Here is a 10,140-nt window from a genome sequence, read left to right as displayed (position 1 = left end):
GGCTCACCCCGTCAGCGGGATGTTGCCCCCGCCGCCCCAGAACAGGTACGACAGCAGCAGGTTGAGCAGCACGATCGTGACGATCGACTGGCGGATGGCGCGCCCCGCCGCCACGCCCACGCCCACCGGCCCTCCGGTGGCGTGGAAGCCGTAGAAGCAGTGGATCACGATGACGGCGAAGGCGAACACGCCCACCTTGGCGACGCTGAACACGATGTCGCTGACCGGCAGGTACAGGTAGAAGTAGTAGTCGTACACCCCGGGCGCCAGCCCGAAGAGCGCCGTGCACATCAGCCGGGTGGCGAAGAAGCTGGCGAACAACGCGATGAGATAGATCGGCATCAGCGCCAGCAGCGCCGCCACCACACGGGTGCAGACGAGGTAGGTGAAGGCGTTGATGCCCATCACCTCCAGCGCGTCGATCTCCTCCGAGATGCGCATCGCGCCCAGCTCCGCCGTGAACGACGAGCCCACCTGCGCCGCGAGCGCAGTGGCGGCGATGATCGGGGTGATCTCGCGGACGTTGGCGAACGAGCCCACCAGGCCCATGAACGACTCGGCGCCGATCGCCTGCAGCCCCTGGTAGCCCTGCAGGCCGACGGTCGCGCCCACGACGAACGCCATCGTGAACACCACGAAGATCATGCCGCCGCCGATGACCGTCGCCCCGACGCCGACCACGACGTCGCTGACCTGCCGGACGACGACCTTGGCGTACTTCAGCCGCAACACCACGTCGCGTACGGAGTAGAAGAGCACCTTCCACACGAACAGCGGCCAGTCGGCCAGCGTCGCGAACCGCTCGGCGATGTCCCGGCCACGTAAGGCGAGCCTGGGACCTGCCGTGCGCGTCATGGCCATCAGAGCGACCTCGGCGGGTAGGCCAGGAAATAGACGGCGGAGATCACGTAGTTGAACGTGAACACCAGCATGAACGTCACCACGGTCGACTGGTTGACCGCCCGGCCCACGCCGACCGGGCTGGTCGCGCAGGTCATGCCCTTGTAGCAGGCGACCGCCGCCGCGATGAACCCGAAGATCCACGCCTTGAACAGGGTGACGTACAGGTCGGAGGCGACGACCAGCGACAGCGCGCCGTCGAAGTACGCGCCCGGCGTGACACCCTGCACGATGACGTTGAAGAAGTAGCCGCCGCTCGCGCCCGCCAGGATGACCAGCGGGCACAGGCACACCGCGATCGTGCTGGCCGCCCACATGCGCGGAGTGACCAGCCGGTGGATCGGGTTGACCGACATGACCTCCATCGCGCTCAGCTCGTCGCGAATGTTGCGCGCACCGATGTCGGACGTCATCGCGCTGCCCCCGGCGCCGGCGATCAGCAGCGCGCTGGCCAGCGGCGCCACCTCGCGGATGAGGCCGACGAAGACGGCGCTGCCGGTGGCCGAGCCCGCGCCCAGCTGCCAGGCCAGCTCGCCCACCTGGAGTGCCACGGTCGCGCCGAGCGGCAGGGAGACGAGCAGCACGGGCACGCTGGTGACGCGGGCCAGGAACCAGCACTGGTCGACGAACTCCCACCACCAGCGGCGCACGTCCCAGCTGCGGCGCAGCCCCTCCAGAACGATGACGAACAGGTCACCGACCTGGCCGAGCACCGACCCGGCCCTACGTCCGACGAACCCGGACAAGGCCATCAGCTGACCACCTCCGCCGCCTACGGATCAGTCACCCTACTGACGGGTTGTCCAGCAGTCGATGCTCTGCCGGTAATTTGAGGAAAAGGTATGAGACGCAGCTCACACCTTGTCAGCTCCGCACGAAACGTGACCGGCCCGTTACGCCAGGGTGGCCATCCAGGACTCGATCTCGTCCGGGTGACGGGGCAGCCCGCCGGACAGCAGGGTGGCGCCTCCGGCGGTGACGACCAGGTCGTCCTCGATGCGGATGCCGATGCCGCGCAGCTCCTCGGGCAGCGTCAGGTCGTCGGGCTGGAAGTACAGGCCGGGCTCCACGGTGAGCACGTGGCCCTCCTCCAGCACGCCGTCCAGATAGACCTCCGCCCGCGCACGCGCGCAGTCGTGCACGTCGAGACCGAGCATGTGGCCGCTGCTGCACAGCGTGTAACGCCGGTAGAGGCCGCTGTCCATGAGCGCGTCGGTGGAGCCCTTCAGCAGGCCCCAGTCGCGCAGGCCGTCACAGATGACGCGCATGGCCGCCAGGTGGAAGTCGCGGAAGCGGGCCCCCGGCCTGAGCGTGGCGATGGCCGCCGTCTGCGCTTCGTACACCAGCTTGTACGCCTGCCGCTGGATCGGGCTGAACCGTCCCGACAGCGGAATCGTACGGGTGACGTCGGCGGTGTAGAGCGTGTCGGCCTCGACGCCCGCGTCCATCAGCAGCAGGTCGCCGGGCGACAGCCGGCCGTCGTTGCGGATCCAGTGCAGCACGCAGGCGTGCGACCCGGCGGCCACGATGCTGTCATAGCCGGTCGCGTTGCCCTCCAGCCGCGCCCGCAGCCCGAACACGCCCTCCAGGTAACGCTCGCCGCGCGGGTGCCCGAGCGCCCGCGGCAGCGCGCGGACCACGTCCTCGAATCCGCGTGCCGTCGCGTCCACGGCGTGCCGCAGCTCGCCCAGCTCCCACTCGTCCTTGACCAGCCGCATCTCCGACAGGAAGGACGCCAGCTCGGCGTCGCCGCGCGTCCCCCGCGCGTCCCCTGCGGCATCCACTGCGGCATCCACTGCGGCATCCACTGCGGCGTCCACGCCGCGCAGCACCCTGGCCGGGCGGCCCTCCAGCTCCAGATCGCGGATGTGCGCGCAGCGCAACTGGTAGAGCTCCTCGGCCTCCGCCAGGTCCGGCCTGGGACCGGCCCAGAACTCGCCGTAGCGGCGGTCACGGTAGAACTCCTGGCCCTCCTCGCGCGACGCGCGCGGCCTGACGTACAACACCGCCTCGCCGGACGGCTCGATCACCAGCACGTCGTCGGATTCTCCCGCGCCCGTCAGGTAGGAGTACGCGCTGTGCGGCCTGAACCGGTAGTCGCTGTCGTTGCTGCGCACCTTGAGCGTGCCCGACGGGATCACGAGCCGCTCGCCGGGGAAGCGCGCGGCCAGCGCGGCGCGGCGCTTGGCCGCCCACGGCGCGATCGGCCGCGCGCGCACGTCGTCCCGCCGGGCCGGCCCCCAGCCGGTCCGCATGAACGCGGCCAGCTCGTCGGTGACGGGCAGGTCGTGGCTTCCGATGTTGAGCGGCTCGGTCATGCGGCGGTCCCCTTCGTGCCGGACGTGCTCTATGGCAGGCAGCCTACGTGAGCGCTTGACTCCTTCCTCGGCGGGCAGTTTGCCTTGGCGCAGTGGTTGGAACACTGAGGTGCAGAGGTGATGCAGATGCTCATCGGGACGATCCTTCGCGACAAGGGCAGTGAGGTCACGACCGTGACCCCGGCGGCGACCGTGCGGGAGCTGCTCGCCAAGCTCGCCGAGCACAACATCGGGGCCGTCGTGGTCTCCGGCGACGGCGCCGTCATCGAGGGCATCGTGTCGGAGCGCGACGTCGTACGCCGCCTCCACGACCGTGGCGCCATGGTGCTGGACCTCCCCGTGTCCGCGATCATGACCACCGAGGTCCACACGGTCGGCCCCGGCGAGAACGTCGAGTCGCTGCGGCGCACCATGACCACCGAGCGGGTCCGGCACATGCCCGTGGTCGACGGCGGCCGGCTCGTGGGCATCGTCAGCATCGGCGACGTGGTCAAGAGCGCGATCGAGGAGCTGGAGACGGAGAAGGCGTCGCTCGTCGACTATCTGCATCGTTGACAGTGATGGGACGCTTGGTCCGTGATGTACGGGCCTCCTCCACCTGAGTATCCCCGGGCGACGAGCAGTCCGACGATCATCCTGCTCGTGTCGGGGCTCGCCGCCCTTCTCGGGTTCCTGCTGGGGGTGTTCGTGGGATTCGGCGCGAGCACGTCGACGGACGCGCCCCCGCCCAGGATCACGGTGACGACCGAGGTGACGGGCGCGCCCGGGCCCACAGCGCCCACCCGGACGGCCACGTCGCAGCCCGCGCCGTCCGAGACGGCGCCCTCGCAGCCCGTTCCCTCGCAGCCCGTTCCCTCGCAGCCCGTTCCCTCGCAGACAGGGCCCGCGCCGACCGGGCCCGCGCAGACCGGCGGCGCGAGCACCGCGCCGGCCGGCAATCCCGCGTCCCTGCGGACCCTCGTCGTGGGCAGGGACGTCCAGCCAGGCACCTACAGAACGTCCGGGCCGGCGGCCGGGTTCACGATGTGTTACTGGGCCCGCATGAGGAGCGCGGACGGCGATGTGATCGCGACCGGCATGCCGACGGGCGCCGCCACGGTCACCATCGAGGCCACGGACAAGGCGTTCCAGACCGGCGGATGCGCGGAGTGGACTCCTGTATGACCCTGTTCAGGGCTGAACATGGCAGGTTTGCGCGGGTAGGGCGTGCGTAGGAGGATGCGCACAGCCCCACGAAGGAGAAGGTCATGTCGGTGTTGAAGAGCCTGGTCGACGGTGTGCGTGGCGGTGCGATCGAGGTGGTCGACCTCACCGCGCCCCTGTCGTCGCAGACGCCGATCCTCCAGTTGCCCGAGCCGTTCAGCAACACGATCCGCTTCTCTCTCGAGGAGATCAGCCACTACGACGACCGCGGCCCCGCCTGGTACTGGAACGACATCCACACCGGCGAGCACACCGGCACACACTTCGACGCGCCCGTGCACTGGATCACCGGGCGCGACGGCGAGGACGTCTCCCAGGTGCCCCCGCGCAGCCTGATCGCGCCCGCCGTCGTGCTCGACTTCGCCGACGAGGCGGCGAAGGACCCCGACTTCCTGCTGGGCATCGACCACGTCAAGGAGTGGGAGCGCGCCAACGGCCCGCTCCCCGACGGCGGCTGGCTGCTCTACCGCACCGGCTGGGACACCCGCTCCGGCGACCAGGACGACTTCCTGAACGGCTCCCACACGCCCGGCATCTCCGTGGAGTGCGCCGAGTGGCTGGCCGCCGAGACGCCGATCGTCGGGCTCGGCGTCGAGACCGTCGGCACCGACGCGGGCGCCGCCCACTCCTTCACCCCGCCCTTCCCCTGCCACTCCTTCCTGCTCGGCGCCGGCAAATACGGGCTCACCCAGCTGCGCAACCTCGACCGCCTGCCCGTGACCGGGGCCGTGGTGCTCGCGCCGCCGCTGCCCATCGTGGGCGGCTCCGGCAGCCCGGTGCGCGTGCTCGCCCTGGTCGAACGTTGATCGTCGCGGAGGCCGTGGGCCGCGCCCTGGCCGCCTGCGGGGTCGAGACCGCCTTCGGGGTGGTCGGCAGCGGCAACTTCCACGTCACCAACGCGCTCGTGGCCCACGGCGTGCGTTACATCGCCGCCCGCCACGAGGGCGGGGCCGCCACCATGGCCGACGCGTACGCCCGCATGAGCGGGCGCGTCCCGGTGGTGTCGGTGCACCAGGGCCCGGGGCTGACGAACGCGATGACCGGCATCACCGAGGCGGCCAAGAGCCGTACGCCGCTCATCGTGCTCGCCGGGGAGGCCACCGACGTGCGCTCCAACTTCCACGTCGACCAGGACGCGCTGGCCACGGCAGTGGGGGCGGTGCCGATGCGGGTCACCTCGGCGGGCACCGCGGTCGCCCAGGCCGCCGAGGCCTTCCGGGTGGCCGTGGAGGAGCGGCGTACGGTCCTGCTGAACCTGCCGCTCCCCGTCCAGGCCGCCCCCTTCGGCCCCCCTTCGACCTGGGATGACGCCGTACGGCCGCTCACCGGGCCCACATTCGGGCCCACATCCGCGCCCGCCGCCCTGGCGGCGGACCGGCCGGAGGACGGCGAGGCGTTCGACGACCTGGCGCGGCTGCTGGGCGCGGCCCGGCGGCCGGTGTTCATCGCCGGGCGCGGAGCCCGGCACGGGCGTGACGAGCTCGAAGGGCTGGCCGGCCGGGTGGGCGCGCTGCTGGCGACCTCCGCGGTGGCCAAGGGCCTGTTCCGCGGCAGTCCCTGGGACCTCGACGTGAGCGGCGGCTTCGCCACCCCGCTCGCCACCGAGCTGATCAGGGGCGCCGACCTCGTCGTCGGATGGGGATGCGCGCTCAACATGTGGACCACCGGCCACGGCGGCCTGATCTCGCCGGGGACGAAGGTGGTGAAGGTCGATCTCGACCCGGGCGTCTTCACGGCGTACACGTCCCCCGACCTCGGCGTGGTCGGCGACGTGGCGGCCGTGGCGAGAGCCGTGACCGCCCGCGTCGCCGAAGCGGGCGGCTACCGCTCGCCCGAGATCGGGCGGCGCATCCAGGCCGAGGGGCGCTGGCGGGACGTCCCGTACGCCGACGAGAGCGCGGGCGGCCGGATCGACCCGAGGACGCTCACCATCGGGCTGGACGACCTGCTGCCGCACGAGCGGATCGTCTCTCCCGATTCCGGAAATTTCATGGGATACCCCTCAATGCTGATGGATGTCCCTGACCAATTCGGGTTCTGCTTCACCCAGGCGTTCCAGTCGATCGGGCTGGGCCTCGCGACCGCGATCGGCGCGGCCGTGGCCCGCCCCGACCGGCTGCCGGTGGCGGCGCTCGGCGACGGCGGCGCCCTCATGGGCCTCGCCGACCTCGAGACCGTCGTCCGGCTGGGCCTGCCCATGGTGATCGTGATCTACGACGACGAGGCGTACGGCGCCGAGGTCCACCACTTCGGCCCCCACGGGCACCCGCTGGGCACGGTCACCTTCCCGCCCGCCGACTTCGCCGCCATCGCCAGGGGGCACGGGCTCGACGCGGTCACGGTCACCGAGCAGGCCGACCTGGCGGGCGTGGCCGCCTGGCTCAACGGCTCCCGGGAACGTCCGCTGCTGGTCCACGCCAAGATCACCCGCGACCACGCCTCCTGGTGGCTGGAGAACGCCTTCAAGTCCCACTGACCGCCCACGCCTCCCATGGGCGGTCACGTGGGACCTCCCACGGCTGGGCCGGCGGGTCAGAGCTTGCGGAAGGTGCGGGACTCCTCGGCCGAGGCGAGTACGTCGGCGAGTGGTGCGTCAGCGCCGGCCGCCACCGCGGCCGCGATCGCGCCCTCCACGAACGGGACGTCCGCCACCACGATGCGCCCGTCCTCCTCAAGCAGGCGGGCGGTCAGCACCGAGCTGCCCAGGTCGGGGATGAGCACCACCCCGTCCCCCTGGTCGACGCCGCGCACCGCCTCCTCGACGAGGTCCACGCTCGTGCCGAGACCGCCGTCCTCCGTGCCCCCGGCCCCCGCGACGGGCACCCCGGCACCCGCGATCCCCTTCGCCAGCGCCACGGCCTCCGCCGCCAGCCCGGCACTGTGCGAGACCAGCACCAGCCCCACCATCACGCCACCCCACCAGCGGCGCACACCCGTGTCCGCCCCGTCACGCCTCCACTGTGCCCGGCCCTGGCGCCTCCCGCCTCACCGGTCGTGGTGCCTTCCGCGTCCGTGGTCCTGGCGCCTCCCGTGTGACCGGCCCTGGCGTCTCCCGTGCGGCCCGTCATGACGCCACGTTCGCCAGCGCCGCCATGAACAGCGCCGACGACGCCGCCCCCGGATCCTCGTGCCCGATGCTGCGCTCACCCAGGTAGCTGGCACGGCCCTTGCGCGCCTGCATCGGGATCGTGGCCTCGGCCCCCTCCGCGGCCGCCCGTGCCGCCTGCTCGAACGCCTCGCGCACCCCCACCCCGTCGCGTACGGCCAGTGCCAGGGCCCGCGAGGCCGGCGCCAGCGCGTCCACCATGGTCTTGTCGCCCGGCGCGGCCTTGCCCAGCCGCTCGACCGCCACGACGCCCTCCTCGAACGCCGCCGAGAAGCCGGCCAGCGTCACCGGCGACTCCAGCACCTTGCCCATCTGCCGGAACACCGACCCGTACAGCGGCCCGGAAGCGCCGCCGACGCGGCGGATCAGCGCCGTGCCCGCCGAGGTCAGCACCTGCACCGGCGACTCGGGCGGCCATTCGGTGAGCGCCTTGCAGACCTCGGTGAGCCCGCGGTCGAGGTTGGTGCCGTGGTCGGCGTCGCCGATCGCCGCGTCGAGCCGGGTCAGGCGGTCGCGGTCGCGGCGTACGAGCCGGGCCGTCTCCTCGAACCAGGCCACGAACAGGTCGGTGTCCATCGGATGCGCGCGGAGCGCCCCGCCTGCCTCAGCCGGCGGGGGAGTCCGCGCTCCCTCCCTTCCACAGGTGTCCTGGCGAATCGTTTGCCGCACGGTGCGCTCCGGCGCGGACCGGAGACGTCACCATCGCAGGCCCGGCGTGTCGACCGGGGCGTCCCACAGGCGGGTCAGCGTGTCGTCGAGCCGGCAGACGGTGACGGAGAAGCCCTGCATGTCGAGGCTCGTCACATAGTTGCCGACCAGTGACCGTGAGATCCGCGCTCCCTTGCCCTTCACGTACGCCGCCACCTCCGCGAAGACCACGTACAGCTCCATGAGGGGCGTGCCGCCCATGCCGTTCACCATGACGAGCAGGTCGCCCTGCAACGGCAGGTCGCCGTGGACCGCGTCCATGGCGGTGGCCGCCAGCTCGCGCGCCGGCGCCATCGGCACCCTGGCCCTGCCGGGCTCGCCGTGGATGCCGATGCCCAGCTCCACGTCCGTCTCCGGCAGGTCGAACGTCGGCTTGCCCGCGTGCGGCGTCGTGCACGAGGTCAGCGCGATGCCGAACGACCTGCTGCGTTCGTCGACCGCGCCGGCCACGGCGGCCACGTCGTCCAGCGGCGCGCCCTCCTCGGCCAGCGCCCCCGCGATCTTCTCGACGAACAGGGTCGCGCCGGTGCCCCGGCGGCCCGCCGTGTAGAGCGAGTCCTGGACGGCCACGTCGTCGTCGACCAGCACGCTGGCCACCTCGACGTCCTCGGCCAGCTCGGCGGCCATCTCGAAGTTGAGCACGTCGCCGGTGTAGTTCTTGACGATGTGCAGCACGCCGGCGCCGCCGTCCACGGCCTTGGTCGCCTCGATGATCTGGTCGGGCACCGGTGAGGTGAAGATCTCACCGGGGCAGGCCGCGTCGAGCATGCCGTACCCGACGAAGCCGGCGTGCAGCGGCTCATGCCCCGAGCCACCTCCCGACACCAGGCCGACCTTTCCCCGGCGCGGGCCATCGGCCCGGTAGACCACCTGGTCGCGGATCCGCAGCGTGGGATGGGCCGCGGCCATGCCCTTCAGCGCGTCCTCGACGGCGGAGTCCGCAGCGTTGATGAGCTTCTTCATGGTGTGTACATCTGCCCGTTTTGACGACCACGCAAGCGTGGGCGCCCGGGCGGAGGCCGCCCGGCGCCCACGCGAGCACGCGCGCCCGGGCCGCGGCCAGGAGCGGCGTCACCCGGCGCCTCGGGCCCCGACTACCGTGAGACCCGCCTGAACAGCTACCTTCTGGTCATGGCTGAGATCGTGTACCCGCCGGTGATCGCCGCCGCGCGGACCCTCTTTCGTGTGCTCGACATCCGCTTCCACATGGAAGGGACCGAACACGTGCCGCAGACGGGGGGAGCGGTGCTGGTGAGCAACCACATCAGCTACCTCGACTTCATCTTCGCCGGGTTCGCCGCGCAGCCGTCGAAGCGGCTGGTGCGCTTCATGGCCAAGCAGGACGTGTTCGAGCACCGGATCTCCGGCCCGCTGATGCGGGGCATGCACCACATCCCCGTCGACCGGGGGGCGGGCGCGGGCTCGTACGCGACGGCGCTGCGCATGCTCAAGGCCGGTGAGATCGTGGGCGTCTTCGCGGAGGCCACGATCAGCCGGTCGTTCACCGTCAAGGAGATCAAGAACGGCGCGATCCGGATGGCCCAGGCGACCAAGGTGCCGGTGATCCCGGTGGCGCTGTGGGGCAGCCAGCGGCTGTGGACCAAGGGGCGGCCGAAGAAGCTCCTGCAGCGGCACGTGCCGCTCACCATCCTGGTGGGCGAGCCGATGCACCCCAAGCGCGGCGAGAACGTCAGCGATCACGTGACGGACCTGCACGCGCGGTTGTCGGAGCTGGTCGACCGGGCGCAGCGCACCTATCCGGAGGTGCCGCAGGGCGTGTGGTGGCAGCCCGCCCATCTCGGCGGCACCGCGCCGACCCCCGAGGAGGCGGCGGCCATGGACGCGGCCGAGGCGGAGGCCCGGGCCAAGAAGGACTGACCGCCGACGCGCGTGACCCCCGCCCGG

The 10,140-nt window shown here is 71.7% G+C and carries 12 protein-coding genes; 5 read left to right on the top strand and 7 right to left on the bottom strand.

Going from position 1 to position 10,140, the window contains the following annotated elements; genetic code table 11:
* Positions 1 to 3 precede the first annotated feature (3 nt).
* The 3 genes from ABGB01_RS05030 to ABGB01_RS05020 form a co-directional block, all read right to left on the bottom strand.
* Entirely contained in the window at positions 4 to 861 is an 858-nt protein-coding gene (locus tag ABGB01_RS05030) for an ABC transporter permease (RefSeq protein WP_347770755.1), read from the bottom strand.
* Positions 861 to 1,652 (bottom strand): ABC transporter permease, encoded by a 792-nt coding sequence (locus ABGB01_RS05025; protein ID WP_165974487.1) that lies wholly within the window; start codon positions 1,650 to 1,652, stop codon positions 861 to 863. The genes ABGB01_RS05030 and ABGB01_RS05025 overlap by 1 nt, the downstream gene beginning before the upstream one ends.
* Positions 1,653 to 1,793: 141 nt before the next feature.
* A complete protein-coding gene (locus ABGB01_RS05020; RefSeq protein WP_347770752.1) occupies positions 1,794 to 3,218 on the bottom strand; it encodes an aminopeptidase P family protein in 1,425 nt (474 codons plus the stop codon).
* Positions 3,219 to 3,344: 126 nt separating this feature from the next.
* Between ABGB01_RS05020 and ABGB01_RS05015 the strand changes: the two genes are divergently transcribed.
* From ABGB01_RS05015 to ABGB01_RS05000, 4 genes are all read left to right on the top strand, one after another.
* A complete protein-coding gene (locus tag ABGB01_RS05015) occupies positions 3,345 to 3,773 on the top strand; it encodes a CBS domain-containing protein (protein WP_347771250.1) in 429 nt (142 codons plus the stop codon).
* An 87-nt stretch (positions 3,774 to 3,860) separates the two neighbouring features.
* Positions 3,861 to 4,382 carry a hypothetical protein gene (locus ABGB01_RS05010; protein ID WP_347770750.1) on the top strand — a complete coding sequence of 174 codons (522 nt, stop codon included), beginning with the start codon at positions 3,861 to 3,863 and terminating at the stop codon, positions 4,380 to 4,382.
* Between the two features lie 83 nt (positions 4,383 to 4,465).
* Positions 4,466 to 5,227: a cyclase family protein gene (locus ABGB01_RS05005; protein ID WP_347770749.1), complete on the top strand. Its 762-nt coding sequence runs from the start codon at positions 4,466 to 4,468 to the stop codon at positions 5,225 to 5,227.
* Positions 5,224 to 6,897 (top strand): thiamine pyrophosphate-binding protein, encoded by a 1,674-nt coding sequence (locus ABGB01_RS05000; RefSeq protein WP_347770747.1) that lies wholly within the window; start codon positions 5,224 to 5,226, stop codon positions 6,895 to 6,897. Before ABGB01_RS05005 ends, ABGB01_RS05000 begins: the two co-directional genes overlap by 4 nt.
* 56 nt (positions 6,898 to 6,953) lie before the next feature.
* Here ABGB01_RS05000 and ABGB01_RS04995 read toward each other — a convergent pair whose 3' ends face one another.
* The 4 genes from ABGB01_RS04995 to dhaK form a co-directional block, all read right to left on the bottom strand.
* Positions 6,954 to 7,328, bottom strand: coding sequence for a phosphoenolpyruvate--protein phosphotransferase (locus ABGB01_RS04995; protein ID WP_347770745.1), 375 nt, complete (start codon positions 7,326 to 7,328; stop codon positions 6,954 to 6,956).
* Positions 7,328 to 7,489 (bottom strand): hypothetical protein, encoded by a 162-nt coding sequence (locus ABGB01_RS04990; RefSeq protein ID WP_347770743.1) that lies wholly within the window; start codon positions 7,487 to 7,489, stop codon positions 7,328 to 7,330. The genes ABGB01_RS04995 and ABGB01_RS04990 overlap by 1 nt, the downstream gene beginning before the upstream one ends.
* Positions 7,486 to 8,103, bottom strand: a complete 618-nt coding sequence (dhaL, locus tag ABGB01_RS04985) for a dihydroxyacetone kinase subunit DhaL (RefSeq protein ID WP_347770741.1) — start codon at positions 8,101 to 8,103, stop codon at positions 7,486 to 7,488. The genes ABGB01_RS04990 and dhaL overlap by 4 nt, the downstream gene beginning before the upstream one ends.
* Before the next feature lie 120 nt (positions 8,104 to 8,223).
* The gene (dhaK, locus tag ABGB01_RS04980) at positions 8,224 to 9,198 is read right to left on the bottom strand and encodes a dihydroxyacetone kinase subunit DhaK (RefSeq protein ID WP_347770739.1); all 975 of its coding nucleotides are present in this window, start codon (positions 9,196 to 9,198) and stop codon (positions 8,224 to 8,226) included.
* 168 nt (positions 9,199 to 9,366) lie between these two features.
* On the opposite strand from dhaK, the gene ABGB01_RS04975 reads away from it, so the two are divergent.
* Complete coding sequence (locus ABGB01_RS04975; RefSeq protein WP_347770737.1) at positions 9,367 to 10,113, top strand: lysophospholipid acyltransferase family protein; 747 nt, start codon at positions 9,367 to 9,369, stop codon at positions 10,111 to 10,113.
* Positions 10,114 to 10,140: the final 27 nt, after the last annotated feature.

Source organism: Nonomuraea sp. B5E05 (assembly GCF_039880665.1).
Classification (GTDB): domain Bacteria; phylum Actinomycetota; class Actinomycetes; order Streptosporangiales; family Streptosporangiaceae; genus Nonomuraea.
The sequence above is the reverse complement of the archived record's forward strand: the minus strand, read 5'-3'. Positions and strand labels throughout refer to the sequence as shown.

Coding starts and splice junctions, on each gene's coding strand:
- ABGB01_RS05030 (WP_347770755.1), bottom strand. CDS start 861: ATGGCCATGACGCGCACGGCAGGTCCCAGGCTCGCCTTACGTGGCCGG.
- ABGB01_RS05025 (WP_165974487.1), bottom strand. CDS start 1,652: ATGGCCTTGTCCGGGTTCGTCGGACGTAGGGCCGGGTCGGTGCTCGGC.
- ABGB01_RS05020 (WP_347770752.1), bottom strand. CDS start 3,218: ATGACCGAGCCGCTCAACATCGGAAGCCACGACCTGCCCGTCACCGAC.
- ABGB01_RS05015 (WP_347771250.1), top strand. CDS start 3,345: ATGCTCATCGGGACGATCCTTCGCGACAAGGGCAGTGAGGTCACGACC.
- ABGB01_RS05005 (WP_347770749.1), top strand. CDS start 4,466: ATGTCGGTGTTGAAGAGCCTGGTCGACGGTGTGCGTGGCGGTGCGATC.
- ABGB01_RS04995 (WP_347770745.1), bottom strand. CDS start 7,328: ATGGTGGGGCTGGTGCTGGTCTCGCACAGTGCCGGGCTGGCGGCGGAG.
- ABGB01_RS04990 (WP_347770743.1), bottom strand. CDS start 7,489: ATGACGGGCCGCACGGGAGACGCCAGGGCCGGTCACACGGGAGGCGCC.
- dhaL (WP_347770741.1), bottom strand. CDS start 8,103: ATGGACACCGACCTGTTCGTGGCCTGGTTCGAGGAGACGGCCCGGCTC.
- dhaK (WP_347770739.1), bottom strand. CDS start 9,198: ATGAAGAAGCTCATCAACGCTGCGGACTCCGCCGTCGAGGACGCGCTG.
- ABGB01_RS04975 (WP_347770737.1), top strand. CDS start 9,367: ATGGCTGAGATCGTGTACCCGCCGGTGATCGCCGCCGCGCGGACCCTC.